Annotated in this window: 15 protein-coding genes and 2 pseudogenes; 6 read left to right on the top strand and 11 right to left on the bottom strand. The window is 71.8% G+C overall.

The window, feature by feature from the left end:
- Positions 1-359: 359 nt before the first annotated feature.
- The 6 genes and pseudogenes from ACZ5WG_RS14450 to ACZ5WG_RS14425 all read right to left on the bottom strand — a co-directional run bounded on the left by ACZ5WG_RS14450 (position 360) and on the right by ACZ5WG_RS14425 (position 5,496).
- Complete coding sequence (locus tag ACZ5WG_RS14450) at positions 360-770, bottom strand: HhH-GDP family DNA glycosylase (protein ID WP_468723936.1); 411 nt, start codon at positions 768-770, stop codon at positions 360-362.
- Positions 771-790: 20 nt separating this feature from the next.
- A pseudogene (locus ACZ5WG_RS14445) lies at positions 791-964 on the bottom strand (PadR family transcriptional regulator); the annotation flags it as partial.
- Between the two features lie 14 nt (positions 965-978).
- Positions 979-1,746 carry a hypothetical protein gene (locus tag ACZ5WG_RS14440; protein ID WP_468723165.1) on the bottom strand — a complete coding sequence of 256 codons (768 nt, stop codon included), beginning with the start codon at positions 1,744-1,746 and terminating at the stop codon, positions 979-981.
- A complete protein-coding gene (locus ACZ5WG_RS14435) occupies positions 1,730-3,337 on the bottom strand; it encodes a vWA domain-containing protein (protein WP_468723164.1) in 1,608 nt (535 codons plus the stop codon). The genes ACZ5WG_RS14440 and ACZ5WG_RS14435 overlap by 17 nt, the downstream gene beginning before the upstream one ends.
- Positions 3,334-4,593, bottom strand: a complete 1,260-nt coding sequence (locus ACZ5WG_RS14430; RefSeq protein WP_468723162.1) for a hypothetical protein — start codon at positions 4,591-4,593, stop codon at positions 3,334-3,336. Before ACZ5WG_RS14430 ends, ACZ5WG_RS14435 begins: the two co-directional genes overlap by 4 nt.
- Before the next feature lie 231 nt (positions 4,594-4,824).
- The gene (locus ACZ5WG_RS14425) at positions 4,825-5,496 is read right to left on the bottom strand and encodes a MerR family transcriptional regulator (RefSeq protein WP_468723160.1); all 672 of its coding nucleotides are present in this window, start codon (positions 5,494-5,496) and stop codon (positions 4,825-4,827) included.
- A gap of 132 nt (positions 5,497-5,628) precedes the next feature.
- Here ACZ5WG_RS14425 and ACZ5WG_RS14420 point away from each other — a divergent pair, with 132 nt between their 5' ends.
- Positions 5,629-6,978 carry a YhgE/Pip family protein gene (locus tag ACZ5WG_RS14420; RefSeq protein ID WP_468723158.1) on the top strand — a complete coding sequence of 450 codons (1,350 nt, stop codon included), beginning with the start codon at positions 5,629-5,631 and terminating at the stop codon, positions 6,976-6,978.
- A gap of 107 nt (positions 6,979-7,085) precedes the next feature.
- On the opposite strand, the gene ACZ5WG_RS14415 is transcribed toward ACZ5WG_RS14420, so the two are convergent.
- Complete coding sequence (locus tag ACZ5WG_RS14415; RefSeq protein ID WP_468723157.1) at positions 7,086-7,451, bottom strand: MerR family transcriptional regulator; 366 nt, start codon at positions 7,449-7,451, stop codon at positions 7,086-7,088.
- A 91-nt stretch (positions 7,452-7,542) separates the two neighbouring features.
- Between ACZ5WG_RS14415 and ACZ5WG_RS14410 the strand changes: the two genes are divergently transcribed.
- Positions 7,543-8,406 carry an enoyl-CoA hydratase/isomerase family protein gene (locus tag ACZ5WG_RS14410; RefSeq protein WP_468723893.1) on the top strand — a complete coding sequence of 288 codons (864 nt, stop codon included), beginning with the start codon at positions 7,543-7,545 and terminating at the stop codon, positions 8,404-8,406.
- Positions 8,407-8,434: 28 nt separating this feature from the next.
- Here ACZ5WG_RS14410 and ACZ5WG_RS14405 read toward each other — a convergent pair whose 3' ends face one another.
- Together ACZ5WG_RS14405 and ACZ5WG_RS14400 are read right to left on the bottom strand one after the other, a co-directional pair.
- Positions 8,435-9,691, bottom strand: a complete 1,257-nt coding sequence (locus ACZ5WG_RS14405; protein ID WP_468723156.1) for an FAD-dependent monooxygenase — start codon at positions 9,689-9,691, stop codon at positions 8,435-8,437.
- A 16-nt stretch (positions 9,692-9,707) separates the two neighbouring features.
- A complete protein-coding gene (locus tag ACZ5WG_RS14400) occupies positions 9,708-10,544 on the bottom strand; it encodes an alpha/beta fold hydrolase (protein ID WP_468723155.1) in 837 nt (278 codons plus the stop codon).
- Between the two features lie 398 nt (positions 10,545-10,942).
- Between ACZ5WG_RS14400 and ACZ5WG_RS14395 the strand changes: the two are divergent.
- Positions 10,943-11,329: pseudogene (locus tag ACZ5WG_RS14395) on the top strand (DUF6328 family protein); the annotation flags it as partial.
- A gap of 9 nt (positions 11,330-11,338) precedes the next feature.
- Here the strand turns inward: ACZ5WG_RS14395 and ACZ5WG_RS14390 are convergent.
- Complete coding sequence (locus ACZ5WG_RS14390; protein WP_468723153.1) at positions 11,339-11,935, bottom strand: TetR/AcrR family transcriptional regulator; 597 nt, start codon at positions 11,933-11,935, stop codon at positions 11,339-11,341.
- Between the two features lie 66 nt (positions 11,936-12,001).
- Positions 12,002-12,892 carry an SDR family NAD(P)-dependent oxidoreductase gene (locus ACZ5WG_RS14385; RefSeq protein WP_468723151.1) on the bottom strand — a complete coding sequence of 297 codons (891 nt, stop codon included), beginning with the start codon at positions 12,890-12,892 and terminating at the stop codon, positions 12,002-12,004.
- 377 nt (positions 12,893-13,269) lie between these two features.
- Between ACZ5WG_RS14385 and ACZ5WG_RS14380 the strand changes: the two genes are divergently transcribed.
- Genes ACZ5WG_RS14380 through ACZ5WG_RS14370 form a run of 3 tightly spaced genes read left to right on the top strand, consistent with a single transcriptional unit; the run spans position 13,270 to position 16,415 of the window.
- Positions 13,270-13,401 (top strand): hypothetical protein, encoded by a 132-nt coding sequence (locus tag ACZ5WG_RS14380; protein WP_468723892.1) that lies wholly within the window; start codon positions 13,270-13,272, stop codon positions 13,399-13,401.
- A gap of 8 nt (positions 13,402-13,409) precedes the next feature.
- Positions 13,410-13,592 carry an alpha/beta fold hydrolase gene (locus ACZ5WG_RS14375; RefSeq protein WP_468723149.1) on the top strand — a complete coding sequence of 61 codons (183 nt, stop codon included), beginning with the start codon at positions 13,410-13,412 and terminating at the stop codon, positions 13,590-13,592.
- Between the two features lie 18 nt (positions 13,593-13,610).
- The gene (locus ACZ5WG_RS14370; protein ID WP_468723148.1) at positions 13,611-16,415 is read left to right on the top strand and encodes a helix-turn-helix transcriptional regulator; all 2,805 of its coding nucleotides are present in this window, start codon (positions 13,611-13,613) and stop codon (positions 16,413-16,415) included.
- Positions 16,416-16,442: the final 27 nt, after the last annotated feature.

The raw sequence follows: 16,442 nt of genomic DNA, 5'->3' as shown, positions 1-16,442 counted from the left end.
TGTGGCGCGCACGGGGCGGACTTGGGATGTTCGATTACGGAAGGAGCTTCGGGGTGGTTCGGCTGGGGATTCATACGGTCCTCCGGATGGGCGCACGGCTGGTACTGGTGCTCTAAGAACGGCTCCCGATCGGGCGAGTCACGGTCGATTCGGGGGCGGATGGTGAACAAATGTTCTGGTCGGCCCTGGTGGGCTTGGCGTGCCTGAGGGGGAGGTGTTGAAACTCGCTCGAACAGGGCCTTGTCACCCGGGCGGGGGATTGTGGGCTCAGGTTCGGCAGCTGGGTCGTGGCGTCTGTGGGCATGCCGGGGAGGGCAGTGGCGGGGCTGCCGCTGCCCTGACGGGGGTGCGAGGAGGGATCAGGCGGTGGTGCCCTCCAGGGCCTGGTTCCAGGAGCTGATCCCCGAGGGATCGAGGAGCGGCGTGACCGGCGTTGCGAGGTACTCGTGCTCGACGAGGTAGAGGGCCGCGGTGCCGGCGTGGCCGGGAAAGAGCTCGTTCATCCGGCGGGTAATCACTTCGGCGTCGGCGTCCGGGACGCCGAGGAGGGTCCGCGCGAAGATCTTCCGGTTCCAGACGTCAATGCCGAAGACCGACGGGTCGCGCGAGACATCGGAAGCCATGACAGCGGCCGTGTAGGGGCCGACACCCTTGATCTCCTGGAACCTCTCCACCAGGCTCCCACCCCGGAGGGTCTCTGGCCTGTGGCTGCGGAAAGACGCGGCGAAGTGAGGCAGGGACTTGGCCCGGTACCCGAGCCGGTCCTGCACCTTGAAAGTCTCGGCGCACAGCTGCGCCGCATGCGTCCGTCGACCACCTCTTCCTCGTGGACGGCGATGAGTTCCTGATCCAGGAGCCGCTCCAGGGCCCCGTAGAGCGTTCCGGTGCGCATTTTCGTGCGCCCTTCCGAGATCTTCTCGACCTCCTGGGCGATCGCGTACCCGTGCCGTGGGGCGTCGGCGATCGTCGGGCACCGCCCTAGCGGAAGACGGCCATCGCCTGGACCTCCAGGACGCCCTCCTCCGGGTCCCATTCCTGGACCTTGCCCAGGCACCGGGCCAAGAAGGTGCCCCGGGGGACCTGGTTGCGCAGGCCCTCCGTGGCGCAGGTGATCCGGACCCGGGGGCCCCGTGACGGGTCGGCCGGATCCCCGTACGGAGCGAGGAACACGGTGGAGCCGGATCGCTCCGGGCCGTCGCCGGTCGTGCGGAACCGGCCCCGGATCAGTACGAAGCCCTCGATGTCGCGCAGCCGGACGGCGCCCTGCGCGTCGGCGGCCGTCCGCAGCAGCGCGGGGCCGCGCGTGACCGACTGGCTCGGGAGGTCGACGTGCACGATGATGCGCTTCTCCTCCAGCACCTTCGTGATCAGGCCGATCACCGAGATCGGCTCCGCGACCTCCAGATAGCGGCTGACGATCTCGGTGTTCTCCTTGCGGCCACCGTCGGCGCCGACGCCGAAGACCTTGGCGCGGACGGTGCCGTCCTTGCTGTCGCTGGTGCGCTGTTCGACCTCCTTGCGCAGGGCGGCCGTGTACCCGCCCATCTGGTAGTGGTCCATCACCGTCTTGTCGTGCAGGTAGAAGCAGATGCCGTCCGTGAAGTCCAGGGCGGCGGCGGCCCGCCGGGCGCGGACCAGCCGCAGCGCCGCCACCGCCAGGAGCGCCGCGAGGCCCGCCCCGGTGGCGGCCCACAGCAGCATCCAGGGCCACCACACGGCCCACCACGCTTCACTCGTGACACCCACGGATCTCCTTGAAGGCATTGAGAAGGGACTGGCCGGTGGCATCGGCCATGTGCCCGCCGGTGGCCCTGGCGGCCCGGTCGAGGTCCCGCGGATCGGCCTCGCCGTACCGGACGGTGTACGTGCGGACCGCGCGGGCCGCCGACGGCAGGGCCGCGTACCGGGCGAGGAAGGCGTCGAGGCTCATCCCGGCGTTGTTCTCCCCGTCCGTCATGAGCACGATCGAGACGCGCTGCCCGGGGTCGTTGCCCACCGCGTCGGCCGCGGTCCGGTAGCCGTGGTCGAGGGCCGACCACACGGCGGTGCCCGCGTCGAACGTGTCGTCGGCGACCATGCCGCGCAGCCGCTCCAGGTCGGGCGCCCCCGCGTACGTCACGCTCCGCTCGTCCAGGACGCGGCCGCCGAAGCGCACCACCGTGAGAGTCTCGCCCTGGTGGAACCGCGTGAACTTGCCGGAAGGCGAGCCGTCGGCGCCGCTGAGCCCGTCCATCGTGGCGCGGAGGTTCGCGATGCGCTCGCCGCGCATGGACGTGGAGAAGTCGAGCAGGAAGATCACCCGCACCGGGCGGCCGCTCCGCGCGTCGGCGTAGTCGGCCAGCAGCCGGTCGACGACCGCCTGACTGTCCGGGAAGTACAGGGCGTTGCCGAGCGGGGTGCGCAGGCTGGGCACGCGGGTGAGGCCGGGGTCGACGGGCCGGCGCAGCGTACGTTCCATGATCTTCCGCTGAACCGGCTCGCTCCGGAGCCAGGCCGTCAGACGGTCGTACGCGGCCCGCTTGGCCGGATCGAGCAGCATCAGCGGATAGTCGGACAGCACGATGCCGTCCTTCGGGTAGACGACCTCCAGGGGAGTGCGCAGGGTGCCCGCGCGGTTGAGGGAGAGCAGCTCGGACTCGTACGTGATCAGGGCGTCGAGGCCGTCCTGGTCGCGTGCGTACGCGTCGGTGAGGCGGCCGGAGGAGTCCTCGGTCAGCGCCTGCCCGGTGAAGAAGCCGCGCAGCCGGTCGCAGGAGACGTCCTCGGGGCGCAGCGCGCCGCCGGTACCCGCGGCGGCGGTCGCGACGCCGACCAGCGCGGCGAGCCCGCTGTTCGAACTGCGGGGGTCGGCCATGGCGTACTTCAGCGTGCCCGCCGCCGCGGCGTCCGCCAGGTCCGCCCACGACAGCTGCCCGTCGGGGGTCGCCTTCCGCAGCCGCTGCGCCACCTCGGGCTTCAGGCCGACGACGACGGGGGAGCGCATGGTGCTCGTCGACAGCGGACCGTCCGTCTGGCGTCCGGCCTGCTTCAACAGGAGCTGGAAGGGGCGGGACGAGGAGAGCCAGGCGAGGTCGTGCCGGTAGTGGCCGGTGACCAGGGAGGCGGTGGCCTCGACGGTGCCCTGGTACTCCATGGTCAGCGTGATGCCGGTCTCGCGGCGCAGATCGTCGAACAGGGGCTGAATGTCGGCTAGTTCGGAGCTGGCGAGCACCCGCAGGGTGACCGGCTCGTCCCGGTCCCCGGAGCAGGCGGTGAGCGTGGCCAGCACGCACAGGCATGCCAGGGCCAGCGCGGCCAGGGTCCGGGGGCGCCGGCCGGTCGTGCCATGGGCCGTCATGGCGCCCCGTCCGGGAGCGGGGCGGGCGGGCAGTCGCCGACGATGGAGATCATCTGCTCCAGGTAGCGGATCCTGGGCATGGGCGAGCGGGTGTTGTCACTGCGCAGGGCCGGCACCGGGACGCTCCGCTCGGTCAGGAACTGCGACAGGTGGTCGCCGGCGACCTCGCCTGCCGGGTCCAGGATCCGGAAGCCCAGCTCCGTCGCACGCCGACGCAACTCCGGGTCGGTGGCGATGAGTTCGCCGAGCCGCTCGCCCCTGCCGTTCAGGGAGATGAACTGGGGCTGGGTGACGAACTGGCTGGAGGGATACAGCAGCACCCGCTCCGGGTCGAGCCGCTCGGATTCGGCGCGGTGGCGGACCTGATAGGTGAGGTACTGGTGCTCGTAGGCCACGACCACCGGGGCGATCCCCTTGCCCTCCGGCGAGATGTACGTCTTGAACACATCGGCCGCGGGCAGGCCCTGCTCCATGAGGTGTTTGACGGACTGCGCGCGGCTGCTCGCCTCCTGCTCGGTGGAGGGCACCTCGGGACCGTTGCCGCGCCTGGTGAAGGAGACCAGTGCCAGATAGGTGCCGGCCGAGTTGGAGCCGCACACGTCGGGGCTCTGGGCGACGATCCGGTTGGCGTTGGAGATCCCGTGCTGCTGGATGCCGAGATCGTTCCAGCGCTGTCCCCTGTCGATGCTGTCGAGGAACTTCTGCATGTCCAACGAGTAGTAGAGCGGCCGGTCCGCGCCCTCGGCGGGCAGCGGGGTGGCGATGCCGGCGCCGTGCAGCGTCTCGGCGTACTCCCGGTACGTCGCGAGCACGATGGGGCTCACGAACGGGCGGTGCACCTTGGCGTACTGGCCGGCCGCCGCACGCACGCCGGTGATCAGATCGCCGGCCGGCTGACCCGAGGGGAAGACGAAGTCGAAGGCGGCGAGGTCCCGCAGGGCGACCTCGCGCGAGCCCGAGCTGGTGATGTGGACCTTGACGCGGTGTTTGAGCAGGATCCGCTGGACCTCCTCGTCCTCGAAGAAGTCGCGCTTGGAGGCCATCTTGCCCTCGAGGACGACGACGCTCTCGAAGGGCAGCAGCAGATTGCCCGACACGGCCAGCGCGGCGAGGCCCGTCAGTACGGTGGCCAGCGCGGGCAGGAAGAACAGCAGCAGGCTCCGCCGCGACCACGAGCCGGACGACCGGCGCCGGACGGTCAGACGAGGCTCCTCGATGAACGGTCTCTCCGCTGAAGCCCTCTCTCCGACGGTCACACATGCCCCCCAGCACGCTCGCGTCACGCTCAAGCGGCAGCATCTACTGCCCGGCTGACCATTCACGCACGGTTCGGCTAATCCCGTATTAACAACTGCGTTGAAAACGTGGAGAGTTGGCTTGCCGACCGGCGTCTTCCGGCCATCATCGCGGCCCGCCCGGCGCGCACACCGCCCGGCGCGCACACCCGACCGCGCGCAGGCGCCCCGCAGGGTGGGTCGGCAGCTGCGCTACCGGGGTGCTGCGGACCCGGCGCCGCCGTCCGCGACGCGGCGCCGGACCTGGTCCTCCTGGGCGAGACGCCGCAACAGCTCGAACACCGGGGCGCAGATCGCGAAGACGATGACCGCCCGCTCGGCCAGGGCCACGGGGTCGTCGAGGCCGGCCGCGCGTTCCAGGTCCAGCAGGGCCACCGACTCGGCGAGCCTCGCGTAGGCGGCGAGCTCGCCCGGGGCGTACTGCGCGTCGAGCCGTCGCAGCTCCTTCAGTGCCGCCGTCAGCCCCTGCACGTGCGGTGAGGTGCCGGGCGCCTGCCACTCCAGGGTCGTGAGGAGCTCCGCCACCTCGGCCCCGGCGGTCGCGTCGGCCTCGGCCTCCTCCTCGGGGGCGGCGGCGGGCTGGGCCGCCACCGGCACCGGAAGGGCGTAGCTGACCGCTCCCAGGGCGCCTTCGGAGCTGTGGGCCTGGTCGACGGCTCCGAGCACCTCACGGGTGGCGGCGATGGACAGGCCGCCGAGCGTGGTCAGTGCCTTGATCAGCCGCAGCCGCTCCGCGTGCTCCTCGCCGTACTCGGCCAGGGTCGCGGCGGTCGCCCGCCCGGCGGGCAGCAGGCCCTGCCGCCGGAAGTACTTGATGCTGGCGACCGGCACGCCGGTCCGCCGGCTGAGCTCCGAGATCTTCATACGGCTTCCCTGATGGTCGTGTGGTCCGGAATCCGTCATCGGCGATTGGACACCACAACAAGATACTGCGACTATCCAGTAGCTGGATACCTGAAGTATCCAGCTTAGGAACGCAGCCGCGCCGGAGAATCGATGCCTCAGCCCACGCCCCCCTCCGTGCTCCGCCGACCCCAGTTGTGGATCGGAACGGGACTCATCGCCGCAGTGGTCTCGATGTTGTTCGCCCTGCTCTACGTCGGGGGCAACGTCAACCCGAGGGGCAACCTGCGCGACCTGCCCGTGGCCCTGGTCAACACCGACGCCGGCGCCGACGCGGGCGGCCGCCGCGTCAACCTGGGCGAGCAGGTCGTCTCGGGGATCCAGAAGGCCGCCAAGGGCGACAAGAGCATCGACTGGCAGGTCGTCAGCCGCGAGGAGGCCGACAAGCGGCTGGGCCGGGGCAAGGTCTTCGGTGCCCTCGTCATCCCCAAGGACTTCTCCGCCACGGTGACCGGGCTCGCCGCCCCGCAGCCCGCGCCCCAGGGCAAGGCCGTCCCGCCGACCCTGACCGTGCTGACCAATCAGGCCGCCGGCAGCATCGGCTCCTCGATGTCCTCCCAGGCCGCCCAGAAGGCCGCCCACGCGGCCTCCGCCCAGCTCGGCCAGGAACTCCTCAAGCAGGCCACGGCCCAGAAGACCCCGCTGCCGACGGCCGCCCAGCTCAAGCTGGCCGACCCGGTGACCGTGAACGTCGCCGACGGCCACCCCGTCGGCTCCCGCAGCGCCATGGGGCTGAGCGCCTTCTACTACGCGCTGGTCCTGGTCGTCTGCGGCATGCTCGGCGCCAACGTGGTCAACTCTCAGGTCGACACCGCGCTCGGCTACCTGCACACCGACTTCGGCCCCATCCGCAAGCGCGAACCCGTCCAGCACACCAGCCGCGTCCGTACCCTGGCCATCGGTATGGCGCTCATGCTCGGCCTGTCCCTGGTCATGGGCACCCTGGTCGAGGTCGCCACGGTCGCCATCCTCGACATGGACGCGTCGCACCTCGGCCTGCTGTGGCTCTACTCGGTCGCCACCATCGCCGTCGTCGGCATCGGCAGCCTGGCCCTGTTCGCCGCCTTCGGCACCCCCGGCATGCTGCTGGCCACCATCGTCTTCGTCGCGATGGCCGTCCCCTCCTCCGGCGCCACCGTGCCCGTCCAGGCGCTGCCCGGGTTCTTCCGAGGTCTCGCCGAGTTCGAGCCGCTGCGCCAGATCACCGAGGGGCTGCGCTCGCTGCTCTACTACGGAGCCCAGGCCGACGCGGGCCTGACCCGGGCGTGGGCGTCGATGGGTGTCGCCCTCGTCGCCGCGCTGGTCTTCGGCTTCGCCGTCACCCGCCTCTACGACCGCAGGGGGCTGCACCGCATCCCCCTGCCCGGTGCCGGGACCGGGGCCGCCGCCGAGACCCCTGCGCCCCCCGCGTCTCCCGAGGCCGCAGCACCCGCCACGGCCTGAGACCGGCCAACGCCGCCTGCGCACCCATGGAGACCGATCAGCTCGGCTCCGGGTGCGCGAGCCGGTGTCTCACCGTGGTGCGGGGCCACGGCTGAGGCGCGCCGCCCTCAGCGGCAGGGGTTGCCCGTCCGGAAGGTGGCGGTCGCCGCGGCGATGACCGCGTCCAGCCTGTCCCGGGTGTCCTCCAGGGTGCCGATCCGGGTGTCGATGCGGTCCCGCTCCGCCGACAGCCGTTCGAGCAGTTCCGGTGTCACCTCACCGGTCACCACGCACGGCAGCAGTTCCACGATCGACCGGCTCGGCAGCCCCGCCGCGTACAACTGCTGGATCAGCAGGACACGGTCGACGGCGTCGTCCGGATAGTGCCGCTGTCCGCTGGGGCTGCGTTCGGAGGCGAGCAGGTGCTGCTCCTCGTAGTAGCGCAGCGCCCGCACACTCACACCCGTTCTCGTGGCGAGTTCACCGATGCGCATCACATTCCCCTTGCCCCTGACGTCAACGTCAGCTTTTAGCGTGACCGGTGTACGGGCCTGAGGCCAGTGATTCCACCGGGAGATGAACAAGATGACGTACGACCGTTACACGGGACTGCGGGTGGCGATCGACGCGGGCGTGGCCCACGTCACGCTCGACAACCCGCCGGTCAACATGCTCGACACGACGCTCATCAACGAACTGCACGACTTCGCCGGAGCCGTCCGCGAGGACGAGCGGGTGCGCGTGATCGTGCTGCAGAGCGCCGACCCGGACTTCTTCGTCGCCCACGTCGACCTGGGCTTCATGCTGAACCCGGAGACCTTCGCGGAACTCGCCAACCCGGACGCCCGGACCGGCGGGGACGAGTCACTGATCAACCCCGTGCAGAAGCTGATGCTGCGCCTGCGCGCGCTGCCGCAGGTGACGATCGCCAAGCTCGCCGGGCGCCTCCGGGGCGGCGGCAACGAGCTGGCGATGGCACTCGACATGTGCTTCGCCGCCCGGGGGCGGACCTGGCTCGCCCAGCCCGAGACCCGGATGGGCATCATCCCCGGAGGTGGCGGCACCCAGCTGCTGCCCCCGCTGGTGGGCCGCGCCAGGGCCCTGGAGGTGATCCTCGGCGGAAACCTCTTCGACGCGGAGGTGGCCGAGCGCTACGGCTGGATCAACCGCGCCCTCCCGGCCGGCGAGCTCGACGGCTTCGTCGACGACCTGGCCCGGCGCATCGCGGCGCTGCGCCCGGAGCAGATCGCCGCCGCGAAGGCGGCGGTCGGGGCCGCAGCCACCGGCGGGAGCCTGCTGGAGGGGCTCGGCGAGGAGAGCAAGGCCCTGGGCGGGGTCTACCCGGCACCGGATGCCGTGGTCGAGCGCATGCGGGCCGCCGTGGCGGCCGGCGCCCAGACGCGCGAAGGCGAACTCGACCTGGAGGGGTCACTGGACCGCGCGGTCTGAGCCGCCGACCGCTCGAGCACGCGGGCCCTCAACGGGTCAGGTCTGTGCCATCACCCCGGACCGTCCACGACGGGTGGGTGTTGACCTGGGTCACCGTGGCCTGGGCCAGGCGCTTGTAGCGGTTCGCGATCGACTCCGCCCGGCCGACGGGCAGGGCTCCGCCGTGCTCCGCGGCCCGCGCGATGATCGCTTCCGGTCCCAGGTCCCGGTTGGCCAGCACGACAGCGTTCACGGTCGGTCGGCGCATGCGGTCGTAGCGGCGGAGCGCGGCAGCCGGGTCGTGCTCCCGCGTCAGACACCAGGCCAGGACACGGGCGTCGACGATGGACTGCGATCCGCCGTTCATGCCCATCGGGAACATCGGGTGCGCGGCGTCGCCGAGCAGGGCGACGCTCCCGAAGCTCCAGTTCGGCAGCGGGTCGCGGTCGAGCATCGGGTACTCGAAGATCGTCGAGGAGCGCTCGGCGAGCGCCTCCAGGTCGATCCACGGCAGGTTCCAGTCCGCCAGGCCGGCGCGGGCCTCTGCCGGTGTGATGCGGCGGCTCGGCCGGTCCGGCGGCGCGGCCGACTGCCCGTGCCGTACCTCCAGTACCCAGTTCAGCAACGCATCGCCCCCTTCGACCGCCGGGTCCTCGATCGGATAGGCGACGAACTTCGCCCCCGGGGTGCCGCCAGCCACCACGATGGAACGGCCGCCGAGGACGTGTGGGTACCGCGCGACTCCGCGCCACATGTGGACGCCGTTCCCGTGGGCGGGGCCCTCGTCCGGGTGGAGCTGGGCGCGGACCGCGGAGTCGATGCCGTCGGAGCCGATCAGCACGTCGGCGTCCTCCACCGCCGGCGTGCCGCTCGTGCGGTCCACGAAGTGGGACCGCACGCCGCCCGCCGTCTGCTCGAAGCGCCGGAACAGCCGGCCGGTGCGAACGGAGTCCGGTCCCAGGCGCTCGCGCACCGCCGCCAGCAGCATGACGTGCAGGCGGCCGCGGTGCACGGAGTACTGCGGCCAGTGGTAGCCGGCCGCGCGGCCGAGCGGCTCCTCCCATATCGGTTCGCCCGCCCGGTCGCGGTAGCTGAGGCGATGCGGGGGCAGAGCGACCACGGCCAGTTCCTCGGCCAGGTCGAGTTCGGTGAGCTCGCGCACGGCGTGCGGGAGCAGGTTGATCCCCACACCGACGGCCTCGACGGTCCGTGCCGCCTCGCTCACCCGGGGCCGGAAGCCGGCGGCGTGCAGGCTCAGTGCGCAGGTCAGCCCGGCGATCCCGCCGCCCACGATACTGACCCTCATCGGTGTTCCTGCCCGGTCAGCGGGTGGCCTCGGCGGCGTCTTCGATGAGGCGGGCGGTGACGCCCGGATGGCTGATCATGGGGACGTGGGACGCCCCCGGTACCTCGACGATGCCGCGGGCGCCTGCGCGCCGGTAGAAGAAGCGTTCCAGGGCCGGCGGGATGGCCTTGTCCTCGCCGGCCACGAGGCCCCAGGAGGGGACGGTGTGCCAGGCTGCGGCGGTGGTCGTGTCGGTGAAGGCGGAGGCGCTGAAGGGCCGCTGGGTGGCCTGCATGAGGCGGGTGTCGGCGAGTGGGACGTCTGCGGCGAACGCGGCCCGGAACTTGTCGGCCTGGAGGTACAGGTCGGTGCCGGTGGTGCCGTCGGGGTTGGCGTACGGAACCGCCCGGGTCGCGGCCTGGATGATGCTGCCGGGGAACCTTTTGATCAGTGCGCCGAGCTGTTCGCCCTGGTCGGGGACGAACGCGGCGATGTAGACCAGCGCCTTGACGCTGGGGATCCCCGCTGCGGCGTTGGTGATGACCGCACCGCCGTACGAGTGGCCGACCAGGACGATCGGGCCCGTGATCGAGCGGAGGACGCCGGCGACGTAGGGAGCGTCGGTGGTCAGGCCGCGCAGCGGGTTGGCGGGGGCGAGGGTCGGGTATCCGGCGTGCTGGAGGCGCCTGATGACGTCGTTCCAGCCGGATCCGTCGGCGAATCCGCCGTGCACCAGCACGATCGTCGGCTTGGTTCCGGCCGCGGCGCGGTCCGCGGCGTAGGCGGTGGAGCCGAGCGGTCCCAGCAGAGCGGCCGTGCCTGCGACGGCGGCGCCGGTGGCGAGCACGCGGCGGCGGGTGGGATCAGGACCCATGGGGTGACTCCTTCTCGGTGGACGGGGAACAAACGGGTTTCGCCCGGCGGTGGGCCGGGCGGGACGTTCTGGTGCGGCGGTGTGCGGCGGTGTGGCGGGGCCTTCGTGTCGCCGGGCCTGGCTGGACGGACGCCGTCCCGCGGAGGACGTTAGGTTCCGGGCGGGCACCGTCGCTTCCGTCATGTGACGTAGGCGTGCTAGGCACACCTGCCGACCGGCGCGGGGCGGCGGCTCGAGCCGCTCGACCGGTGACGCCCCGCGACCCGAGACCGCAGAGGTGACGAGGTATGCGGGGCCGTGCGGGTCGAGGTGAACCGGAGGCGCGGGGGCGCCGTTTACCCGTTCACTGGAACTTCATCAGGGGTTCGACGAGGAGTTGAGCGCGGGTACGTCAGGCCCAGACCGGCGTACAGATCCTGCTGGGTTTCCTCATGACCCTCGTCTTCAGCCCGCGGTTCGGCGCGCTCACCGAGGTGCAGGCGGGTCAGTACGTGCTGACCCTGTTCGTGGCCTTCGGAGCCGCCGCCTTCCTCATGGCACCGGCCCCCTTCCACCGCGTGGTCTTCCGCTGCGGGATGCGGACACAACTGGTCACGGTCTCCAACCGGTTGGCACTCGCCGGGCTGGTTCTGCTCATGGTGGCCATGAGCAGTTCCCTCCTCCTCGTGGTGACCATGGTGCTGGGGTTCGGCACGTCCGCGGTGCTGGCATCCGTGATCGTCGGCGCAGTGGCCTGGTTGTGGTTCGGCTTGCCGGCGTGGTGCCGTCTGCGCCATCGGAGATGACACCCTTGCCTACCGGGTGGGGCCGGCTTCCGGCGCTGGTGCGGCTCGCAGGCCCTCGAGCAGCGTGGCCAGGTAGCGGTGAGCGGTGTCGATCCGGTCGGCAGGGGTGCCGCCGTGGACGTGCACGGCGTGGGCGATGCCGCACATGAGCGGGACCAGGTCGGCGGAGGCCAGGTCGGGGCGGACCGCTCCGGCCTCCCTGGCCCGGTCGAGGAGCGTGGCACCGGACGACCACAGCGACGCCTTGAGTTCCGTGGTCCGCGGCAGGGTGTCGGCCGGTGCGGCGGTGACCGGGGCCAGGGAGGCGTCGCTGACCTGCGCTTCGACGGTGCGGGTGAGGAAGGCCTCCAGCGCGCCCCAGGGGTCGGTGCCGGCCAGCGCCCGCCGGCCGGCGGTGGCCAGGGATTCCAGACACGGGGTGGCGACGGTCTCCAGCAGTGCCTCGGGCGTGGCGAAGTGCCGGTAGACGGTGCCGACACCGAGTCCGGCGCGCCGGGCGACGTCGTTGAGCTGCAAGGGCGTGCCCTGGTCGACCAGGGCACGGGCGACGGCGACGATCCGGTCCCAGTTGCGGGCCGCGTCCTTGCGCAATGGTGTCGTCGTCATGGGGACATGTTAATTGGATAGCCCATCCGGATGGCCCCGCCGCCCGTATCGGCCTTTCACGGCGGGTCAGGTGGCCGCAAGAGGCGCGTGCCGTTCGCTGAGCCGGCGTACGGCCTCGGCGACGCGAGGGTCGGCTGCCGCGCGGGCCGGCGTGACCGGGCGGGCCTCGGCCCCGATGAGGATGCCGGTGCGGTCCGTCAGCGCGTCGTCGGTGGCGGCGATGATGGAGGGCCTGGCCGCTAGGGACGCCGGGCCGGAAGTCGAGCGTGCGAACGTGCGGCGCACGAGCGGCCACAGCAGCCGCAGGGCGGGCGAAACGATCTTCGGGTCGGTCAAGGTGCCGTTGGTCATGTCGGTCGCGGCGCCGCCGGGGTCGGCGGCGAAGACCGATACGCCCGTGCCGTCCAGGCGCTTGGCCAGGTCGAGCGTGTAGGCGAGGTTGGCGAGCTTGGCGCGGCCGTACCAGTGGAAGCCGTAGTAGCCCCCCGGCGGCTCGACGGCGTCGAACACCCGCTTCGCCACCCCGACCGCTCCCGAGGTGACGTTCACGATCCTGCTCGGCGCACCGGCCGTCAGTGTGGGGAGCAGGAGCTCGGTCAGCAGGTAGGGCGAGAGGTGGTTGACGACGAACGATGCCTCGACGCCGCCCAGGTCCTGCCGATCCGGGAACATCGCCCCGACGTTGTTGACCAGTACGGTCAGCGGTTCGCCCGAGGCGGCATGGTCGGAGGTGATCCGGCCGGCGAGGGCGCGCACGTCGTCGAGCGAGGCGAGATCGGCGGACAGGAACCGGCCCGGGTGTTCCGGGCTCACCGTGTTGATCCGCTCGACCGCCCGGGCGCCCCGGTCGGCGTTGCGTCCGACCACGGTGACCGAGAACCCGGCCGCAGCCAGCCCCAGCGCCGTCTCCAGGCCGATGCCGGCCGTTCCGGCCGTAACGACGGCTGTCTTCTTCATGACACGTCCACCCCGGTAGAAATTCGGATAGGTCATCCGCTTGGTGTGACCGTAACACGCATGCGGATGACCTATCCGGTTAGAGCCCGCTCGGTCCGCTCCCTCGGCGCGATGTGGCACACGTCACTCCGAAGGGGTCGAACTTCCGCTCCGCCCGCGCATCTTGTCGGTGTCATCGACCCACGTTCAAAGATCGGGAGCACTGATGGGGTCACCTCTTACCGGCCCGCCGGCCGAAGGCGCCTACACCCTCCCGGCGGAGGGCGTCGCCTTGCGGTACCACGTCCACGGAACGGGACCGCTGTGCGTGGCGCACCCCGGCGGCCCCGGCATCGAGCCATCTGGCCGCGCTGATCGACCACTTGGCCGGGCACCGGGTGCACCTGCTCGGCCACTCGCACGGCGGCTTCGTCGCCCAGTTCCACGCGCTGCACCGTCCCGGCCAGCTCGCCGGAGTGGTGTTGTACGAGAGTGCGCCGGTCACGGGCCCGAGCTCGGCGAGGAGTTGATGCGCAGGGTGGGCGAGTTCGCAGCCCGGCACGACGTCGTGTGCGGAGCGCGGTGGGCCGAGGAGCTGCACACGCTGATTCCCGCCTCGCAGCTGCTCGTCCTGGAGCAGAGTGGACACTTCGGCCACCTGGAGGAGCCGGACCGGTTCACCCGCGAGGTCGCCGCCTTCGTAACTTCCGGGAACTCCTAGAGCATGGGGAGACAGGGAATGCCCACGACGGAGACCGTACGCGGACCGGTTGTCCCGGCGGACCGAGCCGCTCCGCGGATGTTCGACACGGACGGGCCGCTCTTCGGGCGCACGGCAGATCTGGACCGCATCGACCTCTTCCTGGAGGGTGTCGCGCGGGACAGCGGTCCCCTGCTGCTGCTCGGTGATCCGGGCGTCGGCAAGACCGCACTGCTGGCTGCCGCCGTGTCCCGGGCAGAGGAGCGCGGTATGCGCGTCGTGGCGACGGCCGGTGCGGAATACCGGGCACGGCTGAGCTACAGCGGCCTCGGGCAGCTGATCGAGGCGGCGGCGGGCGAACAGCCGTCGGTCGTCCTGGGCGACGCGCTGGCCGTGGTCCTGGGCCGCCGGGACGGCCCGGCACCGGAACACGAGACGGTCGCGAACGCCGTCCTGTCGGTGTTCGGGCAGCTCGCGGGCCACAAGCCGACACTGCTGGTCGTGGACGACGCGCAGTGGCTGGACCCGGCCAGCGCCACCGTCCTGGGCGAAGTCGCGCGCCGACTCGCAGGCCGCGGCGTCGGCATGCTGTGCACGGCCCGGGAGGGGGCGGAGGGGTTCTTCGACCACAGCGGACTGCCCATCCACGACGTGGGGCCCCTCAGCGACGCCGCGTCCGAGGACCTGTTGGTCCAGCGGTTCCCGGCGCTCGCGCTGCGGGTACGGCGGCGCCTGATGGCCGAAGCGCAGGGCAACCCGCTGGCGCTCCTGGAGCTTCCGGTCGCGCTCAGCGGCCCGCAGCAGGCGGCCTCCGCGACCCTCCCCGAGCGTTTACCGCTCAGCCGCAGACTGCAGTCGGCGTTCGCCTCCCGCATCACCGGCCTGCCTGCGGCCACGCGCTACCTGCTGCTCCTGGCCGCGCTGGACGGCACCGGAGACCTGCAGGTGCTGCGGCGTGCCACGTCCGGGCGGTGCAGCCTCAAGCACCTGGGCTCCGCCGAGCACGCCCAGCTGCTCCGCGTCGACGAACCGTCGGGCATGCGGTTCCGGCATCCGCTGACACGGGCGGCCGTGGTGGAGCTGGCCACCAGCGATCAACGGCGCAGCGCCCACCGTGCGCTCGCCCGGGCATGGCAGGAGGTTCCCGAGCGCCAGGCCTGGCACCTGGCCCAGGCCACGGAGGCCCCCGACGAGCGGGTCGCAGCGCTGCTGGAACGGGCGGCCGCCGTCATCGGCCACCGTGGCGACGGGCCCGCCGCGGTGACGGCCCTGCTGCGGGCCGCCGAGCTGACCCCCGCAGGGCCCGAACGGGCACGACGGCTCGCCGAGGCGGCCTACACCGGCGCGAACATCACCGGTGACCTGCGGGACGTGCCCCACCTGCTGGACGATGCGCGCCGCACGGCGCCCGGGGCGGGATCCCTGGCCATGGCCGTGGCCGGTGCGGCGTACCTGCTCAACGGCTCCGGCGACATAGACACCGCGTACAGGCTGTTGTGCGGTGCGATCACCATGCAGCCCGAACCGTACGACCCCGCCGATGCCACGCTGGCCGAGGGTCTGCACACCCTGCTGCTGGTGTGCTTCTTCGGCGGCCGGCCGGAGCTGTGGTCACCGTTCGACGCCGCGCTGGCCAAGTACCCTGCCGTCCCCGTGCTGTTGGCGACGGCGCGCAGCACCTTCGCCGATCCGGCCCGCACGGGCCCGTCCGCTCTGGCCGTGCTGGACGAGGTCATCGCGGAGCTGACCCACGAGTCCGACCCGCTGCGCATCATCCGGGTGGCCACCGCCGGGGCGTACGTGGACCGGCTGGACGGATGCGTGGAAGGGCTGCACCGCGTCGTGGCGGGCGGCCGCCGGGGCGAGAACATCACCACCGCCATCGACGCCCTGTTCCTGCTCGGCAACCACGCGTGGATGACCGGGCAGTGGTCGGACCTGCGGCAGTTCGTGCGCGAGGGACTGGACCTGTGCGACCAGTACCACTATCCGATGCTGGCCTGGGTGGGGAAGTACCTGCTGGCCTGCACGGCCGCGGCGTGCGGAGACCACCCGGCGGTCCGCGGCCTGACCGGCCAGATGGAACAGTGGGCCGGGCCTCGGCGCGCCGACACCGTGCGCGCCTACGCCGCTCACGCCAGGACCCTGTCCGCCCTGGGGCAGGGGGACTTCGAGGAGGCGTATCAGCAGGCGACGCTGATCGCGCCGCCCGGGAAGCTGCCGGACTTCGCCCCGCAGGCGTTGTGGACGGTCATGGAACTGGTCGACGCGGCCATGCGAACAGGCCGCAGCAGCCGGGCCGTGGACCATGTCGCCGCAGCCCGGGACGCGGGTCTGGAGGCGGTGTCCCCGCGGCTGAGGATGCTGCTGCACGCCTCCGCCGCCCTTGCCGCCGACGACGAACGGCATCCGGGCTTCCAGGACGCGCTCGCCGTGGAGGGGGCCGGGCGGTGGCCCTTCGACCTGGCCCGTATCCGCCTGTACTACGGCGAGCGGCTCCGGCGCGGCAGAGCACGCGCGCTGGCGCGCCATCACCTGGCCGCTGCGGCTGACACGTTCCAACGGCTCGGCGCGGTGCCGTGGGCCGATCGGGCGAACCAGGAGCTGCGCGCCTGCGGCAGCTCCGCGCGTACGTCTCCCCGGCCGGAGACCGCCCCGCTGACACCTCAGCAGCGGGAAATCGCCAACCTGGCGGCGGCAGGCCTGACCAACAAACGGATCGGCGAGAAGCTCTCCCTTTCCCCGCGCACCGTCTCCACCCACCTCTACCAGCTCTTCCCCAAACTCGGCGTGACCTCCCGGGCCGGACTGGGAGACGCCCTGAGGCGGCTCGACCAGCACTGACACACTCCGCCGACTGGGCTACGTCAT

This window comes from Streptomyces sp. NPDC032745 (assembly GCF_055579465.1).
This window is presented reverse-complemented; position numbering and strand designations above follow the sequence as displayed.

Excerpts from the sequence above, each read along its gene's own strand:
- ACZ5WG_RS14435 (WP_468723164.1), bottom strand. The coding sequence starts at position 3,337 with ATGACGGCCCATGGCACGACCGGCCGGCGCCCCCGGACCCTGGCCGCG.
- ACZ5WG_RS14425 (WP_468723160.1), bottom strand. The coding sequence starts at position 5,496 with ATGAAGATCTCGGAGCTCAGCCGGCGGACCGGCGTGCCGGTCGCCAGC.
- ACZ5WG_RS14420 (WP_468723158.1), top strand. The coding sequence starts at position 5,629 with ATGCCTCAGCCCACGCCCCCCTCCGTGCTCCGCCGACCCCAGTTGTGG.
- ACZ5WG_RS14415 (WP_468723157.1), bottom strand. The coding sequence starts at position 7,451 with ATGCGCATCGGTGAACTCGCCACGAGAACGGGTGTGAGTGTGCGGGCG.
- ACZ5WG_RS14410 (WP_468723893.1), top strand. The coding sequence starts at position 7,543 with ATGACGTACGACCGTTACACGGGACTGCGGGTGGCGATCGACGCGGGC.
- ACZ5WG_RS14405 (WP_468723156.1), bottom strand. The coding sequence starts at position 9,691 with ATGAGGGTCAGTATCGTGGGCGGCGGGATCGCCGGGCTGACCTGCGCA.
- ACZ5WG_RS14400 (WP_468723155.1), bottom strand. The coding sequence starts at position 10,544 with ATGGGTCCTGATCCCACCCGCCGCCGCGTGCTCGCCACCGGCGCCGCC.
- ACZ5WG_RS14390 (WP_468723153.1), bottom strand. The coding sequence starts at position 11,935 with ATGACGACGACACCATTGCGCAAGGACGCGGCCCGCAACTGGGACCGG.
- ACZ5WG_RS14385 (WP_468723151.1), bottom strand. The coding sequence starts at position 12,892 with ATGAAGAAGACAGCCGTCGTTACGGCCGGAACGGCCGGCATCGGCCTG.
- ACZ5WG_RS14370 (WP_468723148.1), top strand. The coding sequence starts at position 13,611 with ATGCCCACGACGGAGACCGTACGCGGACCGGTTGTCCCGGCGGACCGA.